The following is a 21,142-nucleotide window of genomic DNA, read 5'->3' as shown; positions in this document are numbered from 1 at the left end:
CCGTTCACCCGCCGCCGTGGTGGGTGCGCTGCGGAAACCCCCAGGATCGCTGGTGGCTGCCGGTTGGCTCAGATTGTCGCCAAAAAAACCGCCCTACGGGCGGCTCGGGCTTAGGCGTTTACCCTTGACCCATGGGGATTAGCCCAGATGCTGCGCCAAAAAAGCCAGCGTGCGCTCGCGTGCCAGTTCGGCCGAAGGGGCGTGGTGGGCGCCGCGTTGGTCGCAATTGAAGCCGTGGTGGGCGTCGTAGGTGTGCACCTCCACCTGGGGATGGCGCGCCTTGAAGGCCTGCACGGTGTCGAGCGGAATCCAGCTGTCTTGCTTGGCAAAGTGCGCCAGCATCGGGCAGCGGGGTTGCAGCTCGGCGTCGGCGCCTACCGTCATGCCGCCGCCGTAGTAGGGCACGGCAGCCGCCAGGCCGTTGAGCTGGCAGGCGCTGCGCCAGGTGAGCAGCCCACCCCAGCAGTAGCCCACGATGCCCACTTTCAAGCCCGTGGCCAGCACCAAGGTGTCGATGGCGGCTTGGATGTCGGCCATCACGCCCGGTGCGGGCAGGGCATCGACCTGCAGCTTGAGGGCAAAGCCGGCCTGCATGTCGGCGTCGGTGTAGCCCAGTTCCACCCCCGCTTGCACCCGGTGAAAGGTCGATGGCGCCAAGGCCACGTAGCCGGCGGCTGCGTAGCTGTCGGCCACCGCGCGGATGTGTGAATTGACGCCGAAGATCTCTTGCAGCACCACCACCGCACCGCGCGGGGCGCCCGCGGGCTGCGCCATGTAGGCGGGGCAGACAAAACCGTCGGCGGCTTTCAGATCGACGAATGCGCTCATGCGGGTCTCCTGGGCTGGGGTTGAGGTTGCATCATGGGTGGGGAGCGCAAAGCTCATTCGCCCCCCGAGGCGGAGGCGGATTAGGAGTCGGAATCGGGCTCGGAATCGGACTCGGGTTGGGCGGCGTGCTTGACGAAAGTCACCGGCACCGGGGCGTGCTGCAGCATCTGCTGCGACACCGAGCCCAGCAAGGTGCGCCCGAGCAGCCCGCGGCCGTGGCTGCCCATGATCACGCCATCGCAGCCTTCCTCTTCCAGCACCTCGAGCAGCAGCGCCACCGGCTCGCCCATGCGCACGTGGGTGCTGTAGGGCAGTTGCGCGGCGCGCACTTGGGCTTCGGCTGCAGCCAGCAGATCTTGCCCGGCGGCCTCGGCCAGGCGCTCGATGGCCTCGGCGTCGTGCAAGGTCACCAGTTCATAAAAAGTGGCCGGCTCTTGCACGTTGACCAGCACCAGCTCGCAGGCCAGCCCGGCCTGCGCCATGCGCACGGCGTAGGCCACCGCCTCGAACGACAACTCGGAACCATCCACCGGGATCAGCCATTTCATGCCATGCACTCCATATGATTGTTTGGCCTCAACTGTAGCGCATCGCTGGCCGCCTTCTGGCGGTTGTGCTGCGTCGCGCAAATTGCAGCGTGTGGCGGCGCGTTGTGCGCGGTGCAGCGACAATGCAGCCGATGCCCGACTCCTCTGCACCCAGCGCCCGCCCGCCTTTGGGTTTGGCCGCCTTGGCCCCGTTGCAGCAGCGCCCCTTCGCTCTGCTGTGGATCACTTGGCTGACGGCCAACATCAGCCTGTGGATGAACGACGTGGCCGCCGCTTGGCTCATGACCACGCTCACCACCTCGCCTGCGTGGGTGGCGCTGGTGCAGACCGCCGCCACGCTGCCGGTGCTGCTGCTCGGGTTGCCCAGCGGCGTGCTAGCCGATGCCCTTGAGCGCCGCCGCTTGCTGCTGCTGACGCAGGTTTGGGCGGCGCTGGTGGCGCTGCTGCTGGTGCTGACCGTCAAGCTCGAGGCGCTCACGCCGGCGCTGCTGCTGGCGCTGGTGTTTGCCAATGGCATCGGGCTGGCGCTGCGCTGGCCGGTATATGCCGCCCTGATGCCGCACCTGGTGCCGCGCGCCCAACTGCCCGCTGCGCTGGCGCTCAATGGGGTGTCGATGAACGTCTCGCGCATCGTCGGCCCGCTGCTGGCCGGGTTGATCATTGCGGCGCTGGGCAGCGAGTGGGTGTTTGCGCTCAATGCGCTGCTGGCGGTGGGCTGCGCCGCCCTGATCTGGCGCTGGCGCAGCCCCGTGTGCCCCAAGCCGGCGCCGCGCGAGCCTTTCTGGAGCGCGCTGCGCGTTGGGGTGCGCTTCGTCGCCGAATCGCCGCGTTTACGGCTGGCTTATCTGCAAGTGGGGCTGTTTTTTTTCCATTCGGCGGCGCTGATCGGGCTGCTGCCGCTGCTGGCGCTGCGCTTTGAGGGCGCCAGCGCCAGCACCTTTACCTGGCTGCTGGCGGCCATGGGCAGTGGCGCTATTTTGTCGGCGCTGTACCTGCCGCGCCTGCGCCGGGGGCACAGCCGCGCGTTCATGGTCTGGGCCGGCATGGCGCTGCAGGCGCTGGCGATGCTGGTGGTGACCTGGGCACCGGGGCTGTGGGCGGCGCTGCTGGCCATGTTCGTGGCCGGCATGGCGTGGATCGCGGTGGCCAACACGCTCAACGTGGCGGCCCAGTTTGCGATGCCCGACTGGGTGCGCGCGCGCGCCATTTCGGTCTATCAAATGGCCCTCATGGGCGGCGCCGCCTTGGGCGCGGCGGCGTGGGGCAAGCTGGCGCACTGGGTGGGGGTGCCGCTGTCGGTGTCGCTGGCGGCGCTGTCGGCGCTGTGCTTGGCCACCCTGACCTTGCGCTGGAGCCAGCGCTCGCGCCTGCTCGAAGACCCGGGGCCCGAGGGCGCTGACCGGGAGGCGGAGCCGCCGCTGCAATAGCGCTGCTGCCACCACGGCCTGCTAGAGCGTGTCGAAATCCTGCGGCGCGCCAAAGTCGCCCACCACCACGGTGTGGGTAAGCAGGCGCTGGCCGTGCCAGCGGTGCAGCAGGTAGCCGGGCGGCTCCAGCCGGTAGCGCGCGGGTTGGTCGGCGCGCAGGTCGAGTGCGATCTGGTGCGCCGTCGAGGGTGCGCTGATGGCCAGCGTGTGCGCCACCCGCGTGACCGTGACGCGGTGCAGGTGGCCGCACAGCAGCGCCTGCACCTGCGGGTGTTGCCACAGCAGCGCTTCGAGCGCATCCGCGCCTTGGCGCAACGCCATGTCGTCCATCTCGGCCAGCCCGGTGGCGTAGGGTGGGTGATGCAGCAGCAGCAAGGTGGGCTGGGGGCTGGCCGCCAGCGCCTGCTCCAGCCAGTGCAGCCGCTGCGCGCACAGTTCGCCGTGCGCGCAGCCTTCGGCCACGGTGTCGAGCGCCACCAGGCGCAGCGCCGGGTGCTCCCACACGTACTGCACAAAGGTGGGGTGCAGGCGCTGGCAGGCCTGCAGCCAGTCGGCGCAGGCTAGGCGCAGCGCCGCGCGCTGGTCGTGGTTGCCCAGCAGCGGCAAAACGGGCACGCCCAGCGTGCGCAGCGGCTGCACCAGCTGGCGCAGCAAGGCGTAGTCGGCGGCGCTGCCGCTGTCGCTCAGGTCGCCGCTGAGCAGCAGCAGATCGGGGGTGGGCTGGCGCGCGCACAGGTCGTGCACGCAAGCGCGCAGCAGCGCGGCGGTGTCCACGCGCGCGCCTACGGGCGGCGCGGCGCGCAGGTGCAGGTCGGAGAGCTGGGCGATCAGCATGGGGCTTTGGCGGCGATGCTTTTATCCGCCCTGCCAGTCTATCAGCGCGCGAAGCGTTTGCGCGTGAGCGCCAGCGCAATCCAGAACGCGGCCACGGCGTAGAGGGCCAGCACGGCCAAGTGCAGCGCGGCGTCGCTGGGCCATTGGTTCAGGAACAAGGGCCGCACCAGCGCCACGCCGTGGGTCAGCGGCAGCAGCTCGGAGATGGCATACACCACGGCGGGCAGTTGCTCGCGCGGAAAAAACACGCCGCTCAAAAACATCATCGGCGTCAGAAAGAGCGTGAAGTAGTAGGTGAAAAAATCGTAGCCCTGCGCCAGCGCATTGAAGATCAGCGCCAAGCAGCTGAAGGCGATGCCCAGCAGCAGCAGCACCGGCAGCGCCAGCCAGAGCTTGGGGGCCTGGCTGATGCCCAGCAGCAGAATCACGCCCAAAATGGCGCAGACGGTGAACAGCGCCTTGAACGCCGCCCAGAGCATTTCGGCCAGCACGATGTCGTCGAGCGTGACCGGCGCGTTCAAAATGCCGTCCCAGGTTTTTTGCACCTGCATGCGCGAGTAGGCCGAGTACAGGGCCTCGAAGCTGGCGGCGTTCATGGCGCTCATGCAAATCGCGCCGCTGGCCAGAAACAGCAGGTAAGGCACGGCCAGCGGCAGCCCGTCGGGGCCGCTGACGGTGACCTGCCCCACCAGCATCCCCATGCCGTAGCCAAAGGCCAGCAGCCAGATCAGCGGTTCGGCGATGTTGCCCACCAGGCTGGGCAGCGCCAGCTTGCGCCAGACCAGCAGGTTGCGCTGGAACACGGGCCAAAAGCGCCATGACAGCTGCGGGGCGCGCCAGTGGCTGCGGTTGCGAGCGGGCAGGGCGCTCATCCTTGCTGCCGGGTTTGGGGTGTGCGCCGTGACAGGGTGTTTGAGGTGGGTTGTAGCGGCATCGGAAGTTGGGTTCACGAAATCGGGGGGTGGGTCACAACTTATTGGGTCACAACTTTGCACTTGGCCGGACTGAGGGGTGGGTTTTATTTTATGGGTTTCGCTCGTCGGCAAGGGGGTGGGGTAAGGGCTGGGGCTGGGGCGCTGGGGGCGGCCGGCCTCATGCCGTCCGCTGCGCGGCCAAAAATCGGCCGACCGCCCCCAGCGCCCCAGCCCCATCAGAGCATGGGCGTGAAAATCGCGTTGTGAGCATTGCTTGCAATGCATGCATCGACTACACTGCTCGTAGCGCTGCTTCAGAACCCGCCATGCCTACGCTCACCATCCGCAATCTCGACGACCGCCTCAAGCAGCGCTTGCGCCTGCGCGCGGCGCAGCACGGGTGGTCTATGGAGCAAGAAGCGCGTGTGATCTTGGCTCAAGTCTTGGAAACGCCCGCACAGAACGACGGCGCGGCTTGGTTGCAGCGTGTGCGCCAGCGCTTCCAAGGTGTGGCTGGAGACGATTGGCAGCCGAGCGATCGGCGCGAAGGCACCGAGCGCGAACTCCCCCACTTTGACCCATGACGGCGCGCTACCTGCTGGACACCAACGTGCTGTCGGAGCTGATGCGCCCTCAACCCGATGCCGCCGTGCTTGCTTGGATGGAGCGCCAGACGCCAGCCGGTCTGTACACCAGCGCCATCACCATGGCCGAAATTGAGGCTGGGCTGGCACTCATGCCCTCAGGGCAACGCCAACGTGCGTTGCAGGCGGCGGCCGCCACCATGTTTGAGCAGGACTTTGCCGGCCGCTTGTGGGCCTTCGATGCCGCTGCCGCGCAGGGCTACGCGCAGGTCAAAGCGCAGCGCCACCGGGCGGGCCGTCCCATCGGCCACGCCGATGCGCAAATAGCCGCCTTGGCGCTGATTCACGAGGCCACCCTTGTGACCCGCAACCTGACCGACTTTGCTGGCATTGAAGGCCTCGGCGTTCTCAACCCTTGGGCAAGCAGCTGCGCATAAAGAAAATCGGTGTCAGGCCACAGGACGCAGCCCGAGAAAGACCTCGGCGCCGGTGTCGCTGTATGCGCTGTGCTCAAAGGGCAGCGCCAGCGGCTCGAAACCGGCGGCGGCGATCAGCTGCAACCACACGGCTCTGGGGAACAGCCCCATCCAGTGCCGGTCGTGCACGGCTTGGGTGGCGCCGTTTTCGTCTCGCAGCAGGTAGGCCATGTCGGCGACGTAGCGCTCGGCGTGCGCGTCGGGCATCCAGCGCCATTCGAGGTAGCGCAAGCCGCGTCCGTTGCCGTCGCTGCCGCCGCTTTCGGTGCCGGGGGTGAAGGTCTCGAGCACAAAATCCGGCTGCAACAGCGCCACCCCACCGGGGGCGGTGTGGGCATAAGCCGTGGCGATGACACTGGCCAGATCGGCGCGCGTGCTCATGTAGCTGATGGCGTCGTGCACCAGCACGCAATCAAAGACGCGCCCGAGCCGCAGCGTGCGCATATCGCCCTGAATGTGCGTGCACTCCGGGTTCAGGCGGCGGCTCAAAGCGAGCATGGTCGGCTCCAGATCGACGAGCGTGCAGGCCAGCGCCGCCTTCAAGTGGGCGGCATTGTGGCCACCGCCGCTGCCCAAATCGAGCAGGGTTTGAGGGCGCCGCTGGCAGTGGGCCTCGAACAAACGCCGGTAAAAGGCGGCCTCTTCGAGGTAGTCGGCCACCGGCGTCAAGAGCGGATACCAAGGCGCCAGTTCGCGGTAGAGCTTGGGCATCTGAATGGGGCTGGTCGGGTGTGGCTCAGACATAACCCCGCTTTATACACAGACTTGGGCCATGCATTTTGAGCTTAACCGAGTGTCATGAGGGTATGCACCCGATTTGCCCGCAGCCGATCAAGGTTGGGTGCCATCTTGGGTAGCCGGTTGCCGGGCTGCGAAAGTTGGTTGGTGCGTAGGTGCTCCGGCAGGGCGCCAGCAACGCCGCTGCATCAGTGGCGGTAAACCGCTTTGCGGTCGCCGATGCGCAGCACAAGGATGCGCAGTGCTCCGTCCTCGATGTGGGCGATGATGCGCCAGTCGCTCATCCTTCTTGCCGGATCTGGCGCCCGGTGAGCTTGAGGAACAGGTCTTCGAGGTTGGCGGGGCGGTGCAGGGTGTGCAGCTGCGGCCAGTCGTTGAGGGCGGCCAGCAGCGGGCGCGCGTCGAGGGTGTAGAAAAACACCGTCTCGCCGCTCACCTCCACCCGCTGCGCCAGCCGCGCCAGCGCCGACTGCGCCAGCGCCTGCACCTCGTGGTTTTGCTGGGCGTAGACCTCGACCACATCGGGTTCGAGGTGCTGCGCGATCAGCTCGCGCGGGCGCCCTTCGGCGATTTTGCGCCCTTGGTCGATGACCACCAGGCGCTGGCACAGGCGCTCGGCCTCGTCCATGAAGTGGGTGGTGAGCAGGATGCTCTTGCCCTGCTTGAGCAGCTGCTGCAGCCGCTCCCACATCAGGTGCCGCGCCTGCGGGTCGAGCCCGGTGGTGGGCTCGTCGAGCAGCAGCAGGCGCGGGTCGTTGATGAGCGCGCGCGCCAGCGACAGGCGTCGCTTCATGCCGCCCGAGAGCTCGCCCGGCTTGGCATCGGCCTTGTGCGATAGCGCGGCAAAATCGAGCAGCGCCGGGATGCGCGCCGCCAGCGTGGCCCGGTCGAGGCCGAAGTAGCGCCCAAAGACGCGCAGGTTTTCGGCGCAGGTGAAGTCCGGGTCCAGCGTGTCGAACTGGCTCACCACGCCCATCTGCGCCTTGATGGCTTGGGCGTGCTCGGGCATGGTCAAGCCAAAGGCCTCGACGCGGCCGCTGTCGGCGTGGGTCAGGCCGAGGCTGATGCGCAAGGTGGTGGTTTTGCCGGCGCCGTTGGGGCCGATCAGCCCCAAGCACTCGCCGGGCTCAATCGCAAACGAGAGCTCATCGACCACCGCCGCGCCGCCGTAGCGCTTGCAGAGACCATCGACAGTGAACAGGGCAGTCATAGTGCGAGCATTGTGCCGCTTTTGCTTCGCCTTGCCAGCAGGAACACCCGCAACCACTTTTCTGTGATTGCGCCACCTCATGCCCGCACCTGGTACAGGCACAAGCCCAAACCACCTTCGACTCCTTGCTTGTCTAGGCCTTCGCGCTGGTCTGTAGGGCCGCGTCAGGTCAGGTCGGCCTTTGGGGGCTGCGCCAACTGCGCCAACTGCGCCAGCTTGTCGCGCCAGACTTTGCGCACAAAGGGGTCGGCCACGGTGTATTTGCCGTGCGTTGGGCGCAGGATCAGGTTGGCGCTGACCATCTTGTCCACGATGTTTTGCACCTGCGAGGTTTCCACGACGCTGCTGGTGCGGTCGGCGTAGGCGGCCAGGGCGTCGACGCCGAAGAGGCCGGTGGCGCCGTCTTCCGGGCCGGTGGCAATGCGCTCGAACACGGCTTTGCCGAGTTCGCCGAATTCCTCCACCGCCTTGAGTTCCACGTCGGCCGCTGCGTCGGCTAGGGTGGCGCAGATGATGCGCAAGGCGGTGTCCGGGTCGGTGCCGTGGGCTTGCTGTAGCTGCCGCAGTGCCTTGAGCAGCTCTTCGGGCCGGTGGCCCATGGTCTGGAAGCCTTGCCAGGCGGTGTCTAGGCTGGGCAGCACCACGCCGGGGGTGGCTGCGATGCGCTGCAACTGCCACTGCACAAATTCGCGGTCCAGCACCAGGTAAGACACCAAGTGAGCGCCGGCAAAGGGCTGGGCGCGGCGCGAGGTCATGTCGGCGAGCAGCGATTTGTGCGAACCGGTGCCGATGAAGAGTAAACGACCCGGCATGCCGGGCCTGGCGTTGACGGCGTCGCGCGCGGCCTTGAGCGCGTGCAGTAGGGCAAAGCCTTCTTCTGTCCCAAGGGTCTGCTGCACTTCGTCCACGATCAGCACGACGTTAATATGGGCGGTGTTGACCAGCTCTTCAAAGGCTTGGGCTAGCGTGGCGCCACCGGGCTGGCCGACGTCGTCGAGCTGGAAACCAAAACTGAAACCCGCCGCACCCAGGTTGAGTCCCTTGAAGCGTTGCAGCAGACCGGAGCCCGGCGTCTGCAGTTGGCGCAGCGTGTTGCGCACGGCTTCGTGAACCAGGGCCGACGGGTTTTTGGTGCGGTCGACCCAGAGGTCCACGTAGATGACCAGCGCGCCCCGGGTTTCGAGCGCGGGGATGAGGTCTTGCCTCAAAAAGGTGGTCTTGCCCACCCGGCGGATGCCCGAGAGAAAAACGCCCGAGCGGGTGCTTTCGTCCAGCGGGCCGGGGTTGAGCAACTGCTCGGCCATTTGGGCGGCGTAGGTCTCTCGATGGAAAAGGCCGGTGGTGTCGGACATGTTATCTCCAAGGTTGATTGCCGGATAATTATCCGCCATGGATAATTAGATGTAAAGCCCGCGATTGTACGGATGGAGCCACCGCTTGGGCGGTAGGTGTCCCCCTGCCTTCTTGGCCGGGCTTAGAATTCCGTCCTTTGACCCTGAGCGCCCCATGCCCAATCCCCATGCCCAGCCCGGCCAACTGCAAGCGGCACTGGCCCCGCACCACGCATGGCTGCAGTACGCCTTGCCCAAGCAGGCCCTGACCGAACTGGCCGGCGCCTTGGCGCGGCGCCCACTCGGTGCCGCCACGCAGTGGGCGATGCGCCGCTTTGCCGCGCGCTACCGCGTGGACATGAGCGAGGCGCTGCAGCCCGACTTTGGCGCCTACGCCACCTTCAACGACTTTTTCACCCGCGCCCTCAAGCCCGGGGTGCGGCCGCTGGCCGAATCGGGGCTGTTGTGCCCGGTCGATGGCGCCGTGAGCCAGCTGGGCCGTATCGAGGGCGACCGCATCTTCCAGGCCAAGGGTCAGCACTACCGCAGCATCGCGCTGCTGGGCGGCGACGCGCAGCTGGCGGCCGGCTTCGAGCACGGCGAGTTCGCCACCCTGTACCTGAGCCCGCGCGACTACCACCGCATCCACATGCCCTGCGCCGGGCGCCTGAAACGCATGATCCATGTGCCGGGAGCGCTGTTTTCAGTCAACCCGGCCACGGCGCGCACCGTGCCGGGCCTGTTTGCGCGCAACGAGCGCGTGGTCTGCGTGTTCGAGGGCGCGCACGCCGGGCGGCGCTTCGACTTTGCGCTGGTGCTGGTGGGGGCCACCATCGTCGGCAGCATGGCCACCGCTTGGCACGGCGTGGTCAACCCGCCGCGCCCGGGCCTGCTGCAAGACTGGCGCTACGAGGAGCGCGCGATCGAGCTCGAGCGTGGCGCCGAGATGGGGCGCTTTTTGCTGGGCTCGACCGTGGTGCTGCTGTTCCCGCCCGGCTTGTTGCGCTGGAACCCAAGCTGGGCGGCCGACCAGCCGGTGCGGCTGGGGCAGCAGATGGCCGATTGGGTTGTATGAGGGCGCGCCTAGGGCAGCGCTTTAGATGCACCCAGGGGTACGAAGGCCACTATAATGGGCCGCTCTCGACCCCGTCGGCGCAGCGGGGTCACACCAACAATCGGGATGCCATGACTGCCTACACGCTACGGGCCGCGTTGCTCAGCTTGACGACCCTCGTTTTTTTGACGGCCTGCCAAGGCCCCGCTGCGCCCGCTGCCGAAGCCCCACCGCCGTGGGTGAAAACGGTGCCGATCGAGGCCTCGGCACCGGGCGAGCGCCAGTTTTCGGGCACGCTGCGGGCGCGCCACGAAACGCCGCTGGCTTTGCAGGTGGGCGGCCGGGTGCTGACGCGGCCGGTGCAGGCCGGCCAACACGTGAGCGCCGGCCAGACCCTGCTGACGCTGGACGCGCACGACCTGCTGGCCAACGAAGCCAGCGCGGCGGCGCAACTGGCCAGCGCCGAAGCGGCGCAGCGCCATGCCGAGCGCGAGCTGGAGCGCCAGCGCCAGCTCGTGGCGCAAGGCTTTGTGAGCGCGCAAACCCTAGAGCGCTTCGAGCTGGCGCTGCGCGAGGCCGTTGCCCGCGTGCAGGCGGCGCGCAGCCAGACGGCGGTGGCGCGCAACCTGCGCCAGCACACGCAGTTGCGCGCCCCGGCGGCCGGGGTGCTGCTCGACCTCAGCGCCGAACCCGGCCAAGTGCTGGCTGCTGGCCAGAGCGTGGGCACGCTGGCGCACGCGGGTGAGCGCGAGATCGAGCTGTTTTTGCCCCAAGGCCTGAACGCGCCGCGCACGGGTTATGCCGTGTTGCCCGACGGCGCGCGCCAGCCGCTGCAGTTGCGTGAAGTGGCCGGCGCGGCCGACCCGCTCAGCCGCACCTGGCGCGCGCGCTACCGCATCGTGGGCGCGCTCGACCCGGCGGTTTGGCCCTTGGGGGCGGTGGTGCGCGTGGCGCTGCAGCCCGAAGGCCACGCGGCCACCGCCGAGGCGGCGCTGCAGCGCGTGCCGCTGGGGGCGCTGGACGAACGCGGCGGCGGTGCGCAGCTGTGGCGCGTGGCCGAGGGCCGGGCGCAGCCGGTGCCGGTGCGCGTGCACCGCATCGACGCCACCCACGCCCACGTCAGCAGCCCGCTGGCGGCCGGTGAGGCGGTGGTGGCGCTGGGCACGCACCGCCTCAGCCCGGGGCTGGCGGTGCGGGAGTTGCCACGGTGAGCTTTCCCAACCTGTCGGCGCTGGCGGTGCGCGAACGCGCCGTCACGCTGTTTTTCATCCTGATCGCGGTGCTGGGCGGCCTCTACGCCTTCCTCTCGCTCGGGCGCGCCGAGGACCCCTCGTTCACGGTGCGCACCATGATGGTTTCGGCGCTCTGGCCCGGTGCCACGGCCGAAGAGATGCGATCCCAAGTGGCCGACCGGCTCGAAAAACGCATCCAGGAAGTGCAGAACCTGTACCGCATCGAGAGCACCATCCGGCCCGGGCGGGTCGATCTGCAGGTCGAGTTCCAAGACTACACCCCGAGTGCGCTGGTGCCCGAGCTGTTCGACGAGGTGCGCCAGCGCATGAGCGACGAAGCGCCCCGGCTGCCGCGCGGGGTCGTCGGCCCGTTGATCAACGACGATTTCGGCGACGTGTATTTCGCCCTGATCGCGCTCAGCGCCCCCGGGCTGCCCCTGCCTGAACTCGCACGCAGCGCCGACACCTTGCGCGACCGCCTGCAGGCCTTGCCGGGCCTGCAAAAGGCGCTGCTGCTGGGCGAGCGGCCGCAGCGCGTGTTCATCGATTTCGACCTCGCGCGCCTGCACCAACTCGGCCTGGCGCCGCAGGCGGTATTCGAGGCCATCGACGCCCAGCTGCAGTTGCTGCCGGCGGGCGCGCTGGAGCTGCAGGGCGCGCGCGTGCTGCTGCGCCTGCCCGCCGAGCTGACCGATGCGCAGCAGCTCGAACGCGTGCCGCTGCGCGTGGGCGGGCGGCTGCTGCAATTGCAGGACGTGGCGCAGGTGCGCCTAGGCCACGAGGAGCCGCCCAGCTACCTGGTGCGCGCCCACGGGCAGGATGCCGTGCTGCTGGGCGTGGTGATGCAAAAAGGCGAAAACGGGCTGGCTTTCGGCGCCCGCCTGGCCGACTTTGTGCGCCTGCAGCAGGCCGAGCTGCCGCTGGGCATGGAGCTGCGCGTGCTCACCAACCAGACCGACGCCATCACGCAGGCGGTCGATCTGTTCCAGAAAAAATTTCTGGCCGCCATGGCGGTGGTGATGGTGGTGAGCATGCTGGCGATCGGCTGGCGCGCCGGGCTGGTGGTGGGGATTGCGATCCCGCTGACGCTGGGCCTGACCTTTATGCTGATGAAGTTCACCGGCATCAACCTAGACCGCATCACGCTTGGGGCCCTGATCATTGCGCTGGGGCTGTTGGTCGATGACGCCATCATCGCCATCGAGATGATGATCGTCAAAATGGAGCAGGGCTGGGATCGCGTGCGCGCCGCCACCCACGCCTGGAACGCCACCGCCGCCCCGATGCTGTTTGGCACCCTGGTGACGGTGGCCGGTTTCGTGCCGATCGGCTTTGCCCAGTCGGGGGTGGGCGAGTACGCCGGCAACATCTTTTGGGTGCTGGCCTACGCGCTGCTGGCTTCGTGGCTGGTGGCGGTGGTGTTCACACCCTACCTAGGCATCAAGCTGTTGGCGCAAGCCCAGCCCCATGGCGGCCCGGGTGGCCCGGGCGGCGGCCACGGCGGCAGCGCGCACTACCAGAGCCGCGGTTACCAGCGCCTGCGTGCGCTCATCACGGCCTGTGTGAGCTGGCGCAAGAGCGTGGTCGCGGTTACGCTTTTGCTGCTGTTGCTCAGCGCCTGGGCCATGGCGAACCTGGTGCAAAAGCAGTTTTTTCCCGGCTCCGACCGGCCCGAGGTGCTGATCAGCGTGCAACTGCCCCAAGGCAGCCCGATCGCCCAGACCGACGCCACCGTGCGCCGCCTCGAAGCGCTGCTGGTCAACCACCCCGACGTGCGTTCGCTCTCGGCCTACGTGGGGGCCGGTGCGCCGCGGTTTTTCATCTCCGCCAACCCCGAGCAGCCCAACCCGGCCTTTGCCAAGCTGCTGGCCATCGGGGCCGATGCGGCGGCGCGCGAGCGCATCATGGCCGATCTGCAGGCGCGCATCGAGGCCGGCGAGTTTCCCGAGGCGCGGCTGCGCGTGTCGCGGCTGCTGTTTGGCCCCCCGGTGCCGTGGCCGGTGAGCTTTCGCATCGTCGGGCCAGAGCCACAGCAACTGCGCGCCATCGCACAGCAGGTGCAGGGCATCATGCAGGCGCACCCGCACACCCTCAACACCCAGCTCGACTGGGATGAGCGCGCCTTGGTGCTGCAGCTCGAACTCGACGCGCAGCGCCTGCGCCTGCTCGGCCTGACGCCGCGCGAGCTCAAGCAACAGCTCCAGTTCCAGCTCGATGGCGTGGTGGTGAGCGAACTGCGGCTGGGCACGCGCACGGTGCAGGTGCAGGCCCGCGGCGCCCGCGACGGCAGCCCCTTGTTGCCCGAGCAGATCGAAATCCGCAGCCTCGACGGCCGCTTGGTGCCGCTGGCGCAGATCGGCCGCTTCGAGCTGCGCCACGAGGAACCGCTGCTGCGCCGGCTCAACCGCGAGCCCTTCCTGGCGGTGCAGGCCGACGTGCGCGGGGCGCAACCGCCGACCGTCACCGAAGAGTTGTGGCAGCAAATGGCCGCGCTGCGCGCCGAATTGCCGCCGGGCTACCGCATCGACATCGGCGGTTCGGTGGAGCGCGCCGGGCTGGCCAACCAGTCGATCCAGCAACTGTTCCCGCTCATGGTGGCGCTGATGCTGATCTTCATCATGCTGCAGATGCGCTCTTTTTCCGGCACCTTCGTGGTCGTGGCCACGGCCCCGCTGGGGCTGGTGGGGGCGGTGCTGGCGCTGCTGCTGTTTGCGCAGCCCTTTGGCTTCGTGGCGCTGCTGGGGCTGATCGGGCTGGCGGGCATTTTGATGCGCAACACCATGATCCTGACGCAGCAGGTGCAGGACAACTTCCACGACGGACTCGAGGCCGAGGCGGCGGTGGTGGAAGCCGCGGTGCAGCGCGCGCGCCCGGTGATCCTGACCGCGCTCGCTGCCGCGCTGGCCTTCGTGCCCCTGACCTTCGACAGCTTCTGGGGCCCGCTGGCCTACGTGCTGATCGGCGGCGTGGCGGTGGGCACCGCCATCACCTTGCTCTACGTGCCCGCGCTGTACGCGCTATGGCTGCGCATCGGCCACGCGCCGCCGCCGTCTGCGGCGCCGGTTGCGAAGGCTTAGACGTTAAACAAAAAATTCATCACGTCGCCGTCGCGCACGAGGTAGTCTTTGCCTTCGGCGCGCATTTTGCCGGCGTCTTTGGCGCCTTGCTCGCCGTTGCAGGCCAGGTAGTCGTCGAAGGCGATGGTCTGGGCGCGGATGAAGCCGCGCTCGAAGTCGCCGTGGATCACGCCCGCTGCCTGCGGTGCCGTGGCGCCGATGCGCACGGTCCAGGCGCGCACCTCTTTGGGGCCGGCGGTGAAGTAGGTCTGCAGGCCCAGCAGTTTGAAGCCGGCGCGGATGAGCCGGTTCAGGCCCGGTTCGTCTTGCCCCATTTCTTGCAGAAAGACGAGGCGGTCGGCGGGCTCCATCTCGGCCAGTTCGGCCTCGATCTTGGCGCAAATGGCCACCACCGGCGCGTTTTGCGTCGCGGCGTAGGCTTGCAGCTTGGCCAGCAAGGGGTTGTTTTCGAAGCCGTCGTCGGATACGTTGCCCACGAACATGGCCGGTTTGGCGGTGATCAGGCACAGCGGCTTGAGCAGCGCCTGGTCGTCGGCGCTCAGCGCCAGCGCGCGCACCGGCTGGCCTTGGTTGAGTGCGGCCTGCACCGGGCCCAGCAGCGCCAGCAGCCGGGCGGCGTCTTTGTCGTTGCCGCTGCGGGCGGCTTTGCTGGCGCGCTGCAGCGCTTTGTCCACCGTGCCCAGGTCGGCCAGGCAGAGCTCGGTCTGGATGACTTCGATGTCGGCCACCGGATCGACGCGGCCGGCGACGTGGATCACGTTCGGGTCTTCGAAGCAGCGCACCACGTTGACCAAGGCATCGGTCTCGCGGATGTGGGCCAGAAACTGGTTGCCCAAGCCCTCGCCTTGGCTGGCGCCGGCCACCAGACCGGCGATGTCCACGAATTCGACGATCGCCGGCACGATGCGCTCGGGCTTGACGATGGCCGCCAGCTGCTGCAGGCGCGCGTCGGGCACCTCGACCACGCCGACGTTGGGCTCGATGGTGCAAAAAGGGTAGTTCTCGGCCGCGATGCCGGCCTGCGTCAGGGCGTTGAAGAGGGTGGATTTGCCGACGTTGGGCAAACCGACGATGCCGCACTTGAGACTCATGGAAGCCCTAAAATGACAAAAAACAGAAGCCGCCGATTTTACCGGTGCCGCCAGCCTGCCAGACTCCCTCTGTCCCCGCTGCCCCGCTTTTTCCTTTACCGGGATTTTTTTGCGCCATGCCGCTCGACCCGCACGACCCCAGCCTCTGGGAGCTGCCCGCTGCCCTGGAGCCGATGCTGCCCGATGTGCGCCTGCAGATCGACCCAGACCCGGTCGAGGCCATGCCGGCGCTGCGCCGGCGGCTGGCGGCGCTGCTGCTCGAGGGCGCGCAGGCGCATGATTTCGCGCGCCGCTTGACCTTCATCGAAACCGGGCTGCGCCTGACGCTGCAAAACCGGCCCGACGACAGCCTGCTGGTGCTGGTGCAAATGCTCTCGGATCGGCAATACGGCTACTGCGCCACCCACGCCTTGCTCGCAGCCAGCGCCTGTCTGCTGGTGGCGCCGCTGCTGCCGATCGAGGAGCCGCAGCGCGGCGCGCTGCTGCGCGCGGCCCTGACCATGAACATCGCCATGGCCGAGCTGCAAGACCTGCTGGCCACCCAGGCACAGCAGACCACGGCCTACCAGCGCGAAAAAATCAGCGCCCACCCGAGCGACTCGGCGGCCCTGCTGCGCGCCTTGGGCGTGACCGACGCCGACTGGTTGCGCTGGGTGCAAGACCACCACGAAGCGCCCGACGGCAGCGGTTACCCGAGCCAGAAAACCGAGCTCGATCTGGGGCAGCAGTTGCTGCGCCTGAGCGATCTGTTCGTGGCGCGCATCAGCCCGCGCAGCACCCGGCGCGGCATGTGGCCCAAGGTGGTGGTGGGCAACCTGTACCTCGAGGCTGAAGCCAGCGCCAGCCCGCTGGGTGCTTGCTTTGTGAAGCAGTTCGGCATGTACCCGCCCGGTACCTTGGTGCGGCTCAAAACCGGTGAGACGGCGCTGGTGGTGCGGCGCGGGGCCAAGGTCAACGCCCCGCTCGCGTTGGCCATCACCGGGCCCGACGGCATGCTGCTGAGCATCCCGGTCAAGCGCGACACCCAACTGCCCCTGTACGCCATCACGGCCCCGGTGGCGCCCGAGGATCTGCGCATCCGGCTCGATCTGGCGCGCCTGCTCAAGCGCATTTGAACGCTGGGGTGGTTGGGGTGTGGTTGGGGTGTGGCTGGGGTGTGGCTGGGGTGTGGCTGGGGTGGCCGCAGGGCCGGCCGCTTACTGCCACGCGCCCCAGCGCCCGTAGCCGGGCATGCCCTCGTGCAACGTCAAGCCCGCGCCCTGGCGCACGATCGCGTTCATGCCAAAGGTGACCGCGCCCAGCAGCCGCCGGTCTTGGCGGTAGCTGTGCAACAGGCTGCTCACCGCGTCGCCTTGCTCGATGCCGGTGGCCGGATCGACGTCGGGGATGGAGCAGCGCGCGCAGGGCTTTACCGGTTGCAGCCAGACTTCGGCTGTTTCGCTGCTTGTTGCGCTGGCGGTGCCCACGCCGGCGCGGGTCGCCACAGGAAAACGCAGTTCGGCCAGCCGGTCTTCGTCGTGCGCCTGCAAGCCGCCCAGCAGCAGGTTGGGGCGAAAGCGCTCCACCCCCAGCGCTTCTTGCCCGAGCAGGCGCCGGCGCTGGTTGAGTTCGTCCAGCGCCGCCGCGCTCAGCAGCAGCAGCGGGTGGCCGTCGCTGAAGGTGTTGGGGGCCTGAATGCCGCCGGTCCAGCGCACATCCGAAGGCCGCACGCAATCCGGGTCGAAGCGCACCAGCCGCAACCGAAGCCCGAGCTGGGGCCGATCGGCGAGCAAAAAATCGCTGAACCACTGCGCCGCCACGTCGCCCATGTCGTAGGCGTCGAGTTCGTCGTCCCAGACCCGCACCCTGCACGGCGCTTCGGCCGCATCCAGCGCCAGATGGAGCGACAACATGCCCGGCGCCTGCAGCTCGAGCTGCCCGAGCCTGAAGCGCGGCCGCACCAGCGCCAGCCGCGGCAGCTCGCGTTGCGACAGGAATTCGCCGCGCTGATCGACCACCATCCAGGTGCGGTCCCAGAGCAGCCCGGTGGGCAGCAGCTCGGCTTGCGCCAGCCGCACCCCGGCACAGGATTTGATGGGATAGACCCAGAGCTGTTCGATCGTCAGGGGCAGCGGCGTTTCGGTGTAGGGGGGCTGGGTCATGGGCGTAGCTCGCTAAAGTGCAACATTGTCCAATAGCCGACAATAGCCGGCAATATGCATCCTCACACTTTGTTGGAATTGGGCAGCGCACTGCTGAGCCGCGTGCTGCGTTTTGAACACCCGGCCGACGCCACCGTGGCCGAGTTTTTTCGCCAGCAAGGCGCGCTGGGCAGCCGCGAGCGCGCCCTGCTGGCCGACGCGGTGTTTGCCGTGCTGCGCGACCGCCCGCGCCTGCAGTGGCTGGCGGCGAGCCACCCGGGGCGCACGCCGCAGCAGGAGCGCCCGGCGCGCCCGCAGCGCCCCAACCACGCCGCGCAGCCGCAAGGCACGGCGCAAACGCGCGCGCTGCTGCTGCTGGCTTGGACCGGCCCGCCCGAGCGCCTGCAAGCCGCCTGCACGCTCGAAGAGTGGGATTGGCGCACGCAGGCGCTGGCGCGCCAGCTCGATGCCAGCGCACCGCCCGCCTGCCGCCACGGCCTGCCCGATTGGCTGGCCGAGGCGCTGCGCGCGGAACTGCGGCTGCAGCGCGCGGGTGCGGTGCTGGGCCAGCCCGAATCCGAGGCGGCAGTGGAGCCAGAGGCAGAGGCAGAGGCAGCAGAAGCAGAAGCAGAAGCAGAAGCAGAAGCAGAAGCAGAATTCCAAGCCGCCGCACAGGCCTTGCGCCAGCCGGCGACGCTGGACGTGCGCGTCAACCTGCTCAAAGCCAAGCGCCCCGCCGTGCTGGCGCTGCTGCAAGAGGCCGGCTTGCAGGCCACCGCCACGCCGCACTCGCCCTGGGGCATCCGGCTGGAGGGCAAGCCCGCGCTGCAGCGGCTGGCGGCTTGGAGCGAGGGCCAAATCGAGGTGCAAGACGAGGGCGCGCAGCTGCTGGCGCTGCTGCTCGAGCCCAAGCGCCTCGAGACGGTGATCGACTTTTGCGCCGGCGCCGGCGGCAAGACGCTGGCCCTAGGCGCCTTGCTGCGCAACACCGGCCGCCTGTACGCCTTCGACACCTCGGCGCACCGGCTCGATGCCCTCAAGCCGCGGTTGGCGCGCAGCGGCATCGACGCCGTGCACACGCTGGCGCTGGCCCACGAGCACGACCAGCGCTTGCAGCGGCTGGCGGGCAAGGCCGACCGGGTGCTGGTGGATGCGCCCTGCACCGGCTTGGGCACGCTGCGGCGCCAGCCCGATCTGATGTGGCGCCAGAGCCCGTCCGACGTGGCGCGGCTGGCCGAGTTGCAAGGCCGCATCTTGGCGGCGGCGGCGCGTCTGCTCAAGCCCGGCGGGCGGCTGGTCTATGCCACCTGCAGCCTGCTGCGCGCCGAAAACGAAGCCGTTGCGGCGGCTTTCAGCCAAGCCGAACCCGGCTTCGAGGCCCTGCCGGCGGCGCCCATCTTGGCGCGCTGCGGCGTGGAAGGTGCGCAGCAGCTCTGCCGCGGCCCCTACTTGCGCCTGTGGCCGCACCGGCACGGCTGCGACGGTTTTTTTGCCGCCGTCTGGCAGCGCCGGGATTAAACAAAATATCCGGGGAACGCCGGCGCGGGTTCTAGAATCCTACACTTGGTCCGGCTGGGCCATCGCGTGCGCTGGCCAGCTGTGCTGGCGCAGAGTGGGCTGTTTCTGTCTGGTGTACGGGCGGTGTGTTGGTGGCCGTTGTTTGAAAGGTTTGCGGTGTCGATTGAATCGTTTTGGGGCGCGTCCTTGCATTTTCTGGTCCATGGCCTCACCGGGGCGGCGTGGTGGCAGGCGCTGCTGCTGGGCTTGGTGTGCACGCACCTGACCATCGTCAGCGTCACCTTGTACCTGCACCGCCACTCGGCGCACCGCGCCCTCGACCTGCATCCGGCGCTGGCGCATGGTTTTCGCTTCTGGCTCTGGCTCAGCACCGGCATGAAAACCAAAGACTGGACCGCCATCCACCGCAAGCACCACGCCAAATGCGAGCAGGTGGGCGACCCGCACAGCCCGGTGGTGTTCGGCATCAAAAAGGTGTTCTGGCAAGGGGCTGAGCTGTACCGCGCCGAAGCGCAAAACCCCGACACGCTGGCGCGCTACGGCCACGGCACCCCAGACGACTGGATCGAGCGCCGGCTCTACAGCCGCTGGCCGCAGGTCGGCATCGTGCTCATGCTGCTGCTCTACGTGTCGCTGTTCGGGGCGCTGGGGCTGGCGCTGTGGGCCATGCAGATGGTCTGGATTCCGTTCTGGGCCGCTGGCGTGGTCAACGGCATCGGCCACTACTGGGGCTACCGCAATTTTGAGTCGCCCGACGCCAGCGCCAACGTCTCGCCGTGGGGCATTGTGATCGGCGGCGAGGAGCTGCACAACAACCACCACACCTATCCAACGTCGGCCAAGTTCTCGGTCAAGCCCTACGAGTTCGACCTCGGCTGGGCCTACATCCGCGCGCTGTCGGCGCTGGGCTTGGCCCGGGCGCGCAAGACGCCGCCCAAGCCGGCCTTTGGTGCCGTGCGGCCCGTGGCCGACGCCGACACGCTCGAAGCCCTGATCGCGCACCGCTACGAGGTCATGGCCGCCTACGCGCAGCAGATGCGCGCCGCTGTGGCGGCCGAGCTCGCCGGCCTGCAAGCCCGGCGCTCCGACGCCTCGGCGCTGCGCGCGGTGCGGCGCTGGCTGCACCGCGACGACGCGCAGGTGCCGCCGCAGCACCAAGCCCAGGTGCAGCAGGTGCGCGCCCAGCACCCGACGCTGGCGCAGATGCACGCCATGCGCGAAGAACTGCGCTTGCTCTGGAACAACACCGCGCGCTCGCGCGAGCAGCTGGCGCAGGATTTGCACGCTTGGTGCCAGCGCGCCGAGGCCAGCGGCATAGCGGCGCTGCGCGAGTTCTCCGAGCGCTTGCGCGCCCTGCATCCCGCGCCCGCGCTGGCCGCTTGAGGCTGCACGCCGCACACCGCACTGAAGGAGTCGATGCAATGGGTTTTCCGTGGCTGCTGGCCTTGAAACTGGTGCCTTGGGGCGACGTGATCGAGCACGCGCCCAAGGTGCTCGCCGGCGCGCGCCGTTTTCTGGACAAAAGCCGCTCGGGCTCCAGCGCGGCCAGCGTCAACCCCGTGCCCACGGGCAACGGCACGCCGCACGAGCGCCTGCAGGTGCTCGAGGAGCTGTTTCACCAAATGCAAGCCGATCAGGCCCAACTGGCACAGACCAACGCCGATTTGGCCGAACAAAACGCGCGCCTGATCGATCAAGTCGAGCGCTTGCGCAAGCGCAGCCGCTGGCTGGTGGCCGGCGGCGGCTTGCTCACGCTGGGGCTGGTGATGCTGGCTTGGCAGGCTTACTGAGGCGGGTTGAGGGGTTCAAACGTGGCATCGCAGCCGCTGCCGGCAGCGATCCAGCGCCGCGCCAAGCGGTTCCACAGGCGCGCCCACAGGCTCAGGGGGGCTGCGCTGGCTTGGTCTGACTGGGTGTGGTCGTGCCCGGCGCTGCTGGCCAAGATGGCGCCGCAGCGGTAGCGCTGCTGCCCCGCTTCCCAGCGCAACAAGCGGCAGGCGCCGCGCACGCGCAAGCTGAGCACCATGCCCAGCGGACACGGCTCAGCCAGGCAACACAGGCCGCAGCCGTTGCAGGGCTGGCCTAGGGCAGGCTTGGCCGGTGCCTGCGGTTCGACCTGCAGCAGCTGCCAGTGCTTGGGCATGGGCGGTGGCCTTTGGT

Annotated in this window: 21 protein-coding genes; 10 read left to right on the top strand and 11 right to left on the bottom strand. The window is 68.4% G+C overall.

The features are described from left to right. Nucleotides 1-138: 138 nt before the first annotated feature. Both ACVMK0_RS09515 and ACVMK0_RS09510 read right to left on the bottom strand, forming a co-directional pair. The gene (locus tag ACVMK0_RS09515) at nucleotides 139-828 is read right to left on the bottom strand and encodes a dienelactone hydrolase family protein (RefSeq protein WP_476463643.1); all 690 of its coding nucleotides are present in this window, start codon (nucleotides 826-828) and stop codon (nucleotides 139-141) included. A gap of 80 nt (nucleotides 829-908) precedes the next feature. Beyond that, on the bottom strand, nucleotides 909-1,376 hold the full coding sequence (locus ACVMK0_RS09510) for a universal stress protein (RefSeq protein WP_476463642.1): 468 nt from the start codon (nucleotides 1,374-1,376) through the stop codon (nucleotides 909-911). 131 nt (nucleotides 1,377-1,507) lie between these two features. Between ACVMK0_RS09510 and ACVMK0_RS09505 the strand changes: the two genes are divergently transcribed. Then, nucleotides 1,508-2,803, top strand: coding sequence for an MFS transporter (locus ACVMK0_RS09505; protein ID WP_231851196.1), 1,296 nt, complete (start codon nucleotides 1,508-1,510; stop codon nucleotides 2,801-2,803). 21 nt (nucleotides 2,804-2,824) lie between these two features. Here the strand turns inward: ACVMK0_RS09505 and ACVMK0_RS09500 are convergent, their stop codons facing one another. Both ACVMK0_RS09500 and ACVMK0_RS09495 read right to left on the bottom strand, forming a co-directional pair. Continuing rightward, nucleotides 2,825-3,637: a metallophosphoesterase gene (locus ACVMK0_RS09500; RefSeq protein ID WP_045536653.1), complete on the bottom strand. Its 813-nt coding sequence runs from the start codon at nucleotides 3,635-3,637 to the stop codon at nucleotides 2,825-2,827. A 41-nt stretch (nucleotides 3,638-3,678) separates the two neighbouring features. Further along, on the bottom strand, nucleotides 3,679-4,509 hold the full coding sequence (locus ACVMK0_RS09495) for an ABC transporter permease (protein ID WP_045536651.1): 831 nt from the start codon (nucleotides 4,507-4,509) through the stop codon (nucleotides 3,679-3,681). Between the two features lie 368 nt (nucleotides 4,510-4,877). On the opposite strand from ACVMK0_RS09495, the gene ACVMK0_RS09490 reads away from it, so the two are divergent. Then, nucleotides 4,878-5,135, top strand: a complete 258-nt coding sequence (locus ACVMK0_RS09490) for a FitA-like ribbon-helix-helix domain-containing protein (RefSeq protein ID WP_045536649.1) — start codon at nucleotides 4,878-4,880, stop codon at nucleotides 5,133-5,135. Then, entirely contained in the window at nucleotides 5,132-5,572 is a 441-nt protein-coding gene (locus ACVMK0_RS09485) for a type II toxin-antitoxin system VapC family toxin (protein ID WP_250960924.1), read from the top strand. Before ACVMK0_RS09490 ends, ACVMK0_RS09485 begins: the two co-directional genes overlap by 4 nt. A 12-nt stretch (nucleotides 5,573-5,584) precedes the next feature. Here ACVMK0_RS09485 and ACVMK0_RS09480 read toward each other — a convergent pair whose 3' ends face one another. From ACVMK0_RS09480 to ACVMK0_RS09465, 4 genes are all read right to left on the bottom strand, one after another. Then, nucleotides 5,585-6,355 carry a class I SAM-dependent methyltransferase gene (locus tag ACVMK0_RS09480; RefSeq protein ID WP_052468491.1) on the bottom strand — a complete coding sequence of 257 codons (771 nt, stop codon included), beginning with the start codon at nucleotides 6,353-6,355 and terminating at the stop codon, nucleotides 5,585-5,587. A 182-nt stretch (nucleotides 6,356-6,537) separates the two neighbouring features. Then, nucleotides 6,538-6,633, bottom strand: coding sequence for a type II toxin-antitoxin system RelE family toxin (locus ACVMK0_RS09475; RefSeq protein WP_045536643.1), 96 nt, complete (start codon nucleotides 6,631-6,633; stop codon nucleotides 6,538-6,540). Next, a complete protein-coding gene (locus tag ACVMK0_RS09470) occupies nucleotides 6,630-7,559 on the bottom strand; it encodes an ATP-binding cassette domain-containing protein (protein WP_476463641.1) in 930 nt (309 codons plus the stop codon). The genes ACVMK0_RS09475 and ACVMK0_RS09470 overlap by 4 nt, the downstream gene beginning before the upstream one ends. Nucleotides 7,560-7,723: 164 nt before the next feature. Then, nucleotides 7,724-8,911 carry an AAA family ATPase gene (locus ACVMK0_RS09465; RefSeq protein WP_250960927.1) on the bottom strand — a complete coding sequence of 396 codons (1,188 nt, stop codon included), beginning with the start codon at nucleotides 8,909-8,911 and terminating at the stop codon, nucleotides 7,724-7,726. Nucleotides 8,912-9,065: 154 nt separating this feature from the next. On the opposite strand from ACVMK0_RS09465, the gene asd reads away from it, so the two are divergent. From asd to ACVMK0_RS09450, 3 genes are all read left to right on the top strand, one after another. Next, a complete protein-coding gene (asd, locus tag ACVMK0_RS09460; RefSeq protein WP_476463640.1) occupies nucleotides 9,066-9,965 on the top strand; it encodes an archaetidylserine decarboxylase in 900 nt (299 codons plus the stop codon). 110 nt (nucleotides 9,966-10,075) lie between these two features. Continuing rightward, complete coding sequence (locus tag ACVMK0_RS09455) at nucleotides 10,076-11,155, top strand: efflux RND transporter periplasmic adaptor subunit (RefSeq protein ID WP_476463639.1); 1,080 nt, start codon at nucleotides 10,076-10,078, stop codon at nucleotides 11,153-11,155. Beyond that, nucleotides 11,152-14,253, top strand: coding sequence for an efflux RND transporter permease subunit (locus ACVMK0_RS09450; RefSeq protein ID WP_476463638.1), 3,102 nt, complete (start codon nucleotides 11,152-11,154; stop codon nucleotides 14,251-14,253). The genes ACVMK0_RS09455 and ACVMK0_RS09450 overlap by 4 nt, the downstream gene beginning before the upstream one ends. Here the strand turns inward: ACVMK0_RS09450 and ychF are convergent. Next, a complete protein-coding gene (gene ychF, locus ACVMK0_RS09445) occupies nucleotides 14,250-15,344 on the bottom strand; it encodes a redox-regulated ATPase YchF (protein ID WP_476463637.1) in 1,095 nt (364 codons plus the stop codon). The two genes, ACVMK0_RS09450 and ychF, sit on opposite strands and share 4 nt — an antisense overlap. Nucleotides 15,345-15,460: 116 nt before the next feature. On the opposite strand from ychF, the gene ACVMK0_RS09440 reads away from it, so the two are divergent. After that, on the top strand, nucleotides 15,461-16,459 hold the full coding sequence (locus ACVMK0_RS09440) for an HD-GYP domain-containing protein (RefSeq protein WP_052468490.1): 999 nt from the start codon (nucleotides 15,461-15,463) through the stop codon (nucleotides 16,457-16,459). 81 nt (nucleotides 16,460-16,540) lie between these two features. Here ACVMK0_RS09440 and ACVMK0_RS09435 read toward each other — a convergent pair whose 3' ends face one another. After that, on the bottom strand, nucleotides 16,541-17,485 hold the full coding sequence (locus tag ACVMK0_RS09435) for an MOSC domain-containing protein (protein ID WP_476463636.1): 945 nt from the start codon (nucleotides 17,483-17,485) through the stop codon (nucleotides 16,541-16,543). 54 nt (nucleotides 17,486-17,539) lie between these two features. On the opposite strand from ACVMK0_RS09435, the gene ACVMK0_RS09430 reads away from it, so the two are divergent. The 3 genes from ACVMK0_RS09430 to ACVMK0_RS09420 all read left to right on the top strand — a co-directional run bounded on the left by ACVMK0_RS09430 (nucleotide 17,540) and on the right by ACVMK0_RS09420 (nucleotide 20,772). Next, complete coding sequence (locus tag ACVMK0_RS09430) at nucleotides 17,540-18,982, top strand: RsmB/NOP family class I SAM-dependent RNA methyltransferase (RefSeq protein WP_476463635.1); 1,443 nt, start codon at nucleotides 17,540-17,542, stop codon at nucleotides 18,980-18,982. Nucleotides 18,983-19,168: 186 nt separating this feature from the next. Further along, the gene (locus ACVMK0_RS09425; protein WP_231851194.1) at nucleotides 19,169-20,365 is read left to right on the top strand and encodes a DesA family fatty acid desaturase; all 1,197 of its coding nucleotides are present in this window, start codon (nucleotides 19,169-19,171) and stop codon (nucleotides 20,363-20,365) included. A gap of 38 nt (nucleotides 20,366-20,403) precedes the next feature. After that, nucleotides 20,404-20,772, top strand: coding sequence for a hypothetical protein (locus ACVMK0_RS09420; protein WP_045536624.1), 369 nt, complete (start codon nucleotides 20,404-20,406; stop codon nucleotides 20,770-20,772). Here ACVMK0_RS09420 and ACVMK0_RS09415 read toward each other — a convergent pair. Continuing rightward, complete coding sequence (locus ACVMK0_RS09415; protein ID WP_045536622.1) at nucleotides 20,766-21,125, bottom strand: hypothetical protein; 360 nt, start codon at nucleotides 21,123-21,125, stop codon at nucleotides 20,766-20,768. The genes ACVMK0_RS09420 and ACVMK0_RS09415 overlap by 7 nt on opposite strands. Nucleotides 21,126-21,142 lie beyond the last annotated feature (17 nt).

Source organism: Serpentinimonas sp. SSL01 (assembly GCF_056323735.1).
This window is presented reverse-complemented; position numbering and strand designations above follow the sequence as displayed.

What these genes read in the sequence shown, in the direction of transcription:
- ACVMK0_RS09485 (WP_250960924.1), top strand. Translation starts at nt 5,132, where the DNA reads ATGACGGCGCGCTACCTGCTGGACACCAACGTGCTGTCGGAGCTGATG.
- asd (WP_476463640.1), top strand. Translation starts at nt 9,066, where the DNA reads ATGCCCAATCCCCATGCCCAGCCCGGCCAACTGCAAGCGGCACTGGCC.
- ACVMK0_RS09495 (WP_045536651.1), bottom strand. Translation starts at nt 4,509, where the DNA reads ATGAGCGCCCTGCCCGCTCGCAACCGCAGCCACTGGCGCGCCCCGCAG.
- ACVMK0_RS09430 (WP_476463635.1), top strand. Translation starts at nt 17,540, where the DNA reads ATGCATCCTCACACTTTGTTGGAATTGGGCAGCGCACTGCTGAGCCGC.
- ACVMK0_RS09490 (WP_045536649.1), top strand. Translation starts at nt 4,878, where the DNA reads ATGCCTACGCTCACCATCCGCAATCTCGACGACCGCCTCAAGCAGCGC.
- ACVMK0_RS09515 (WP_476463643.1), bottom strand. Translation starts at nt 828, where the DNA reads ATGAGCGCATTCGTCGATCTGAAAGCCGCCGACGGTTTTGTCTGCCCC.
- ACVMK0_RS09480 (WP_052468491.1), bottom strand. Translation starts at nt 6,355, where the DNA reads ATGTCTGAGCCACACCCGACCAGCCCCATTCAGATGCCCAAGCTCTAC.
- ychF (WP_476463637.1), bottom strand. Translation starts at nt 15,344, where the DNA reads ATGAGTCTCAAGTGCGGCATCGTCGGTTTGCCCAACGTCGGCAAATCC.
- ACVMK0_RS09470 (WP_476463641.1), bottom strand. Translation starts at nt 7,559, where the DNA reads ATGACTGCCCTGTTCACTGTCGATGGTCTCTGCAAGCGCTACGGCGGC.
- ACVMK0_RS09510 (WP_476463642.1), bottom strand. Translation starts at nt 1,376, where the DNA reads ATGAAATGGCTGATCCCGGTGGATGGTTCCGAGTTGTCGTTCGAGGCG.
- ACVMK0_RS09505 (WP_231851196.1), top strand. Translation starts at nt 1,508, where the DNA reads ATGCCCGACTCCTCTGCACCCAGCGCCCGCCCGCCTTTGGGTTTGGCC.
- ACVMK0_RS09465 (WP_250960927.1), bottom strand. Translation starts at nt 8,911, where the DNA reads ATGTCCGACACCACCGGCCTTTTCCATCGAGAGACCTACGCCGCCCAA.
- ACVMK0_RS09455 (WP_476463639.1), top strand. Translation starts at nt 10,076, where the DNA reads ATGACTGCCTACACGCTACGGGCCGCGTTGCTCAGCTTGACGACCCTC.
- ACVMK0_RS09500 (WP_045536653.1), bottom strand. Translation starts at nt 3,637, where the DNA reads ATGCTGATCGCCCAGCTCTCCGACCTGCACCTGCGCGCCGCGCCGCCC.
- ACVMK0_RS09440 (WP_052468490.1), top strand. Translation starts at nt 15,461, where the DNA reads ATGCCGCTCGACCCGCACGACCCCAGCCTCTGGGAGCTGCCCGCTGCC.
- ACVMK0_RS09435 (WP_476463636.1), bottom strand. Translation starts at nt 17,485, where the DNA reads ATGACCCAGCCCCCCTACACCGAAACGCCGCTGCCCCTGACGATCGAA.
- ACVMK0_RS09420 (WP_045536624.1), top strand. Translation starts at nt 20,404, where the DNA reads ATGGGTTTTCCGTGGCTGCTGGCCTTGAAACTGGTGCCTTGGGGCGAC.
- ACVMK0_RS09415 (WP_045536622.1), bottom strand. Translation starts at nt 21,125, where the DNA reads ATGCCCAAGCACTGGCAGCTGCTGCAGGTCGAACCGCAGGCACCGGCC.
- ACVMK0_RS09475 (WP_045536643.1), bottom strand. Translation starts at nt 6,633, where the DNA reads ATGAGCGACTGGCGCATCATCGCCCACATCGAGGACGGAGCACTGCGC.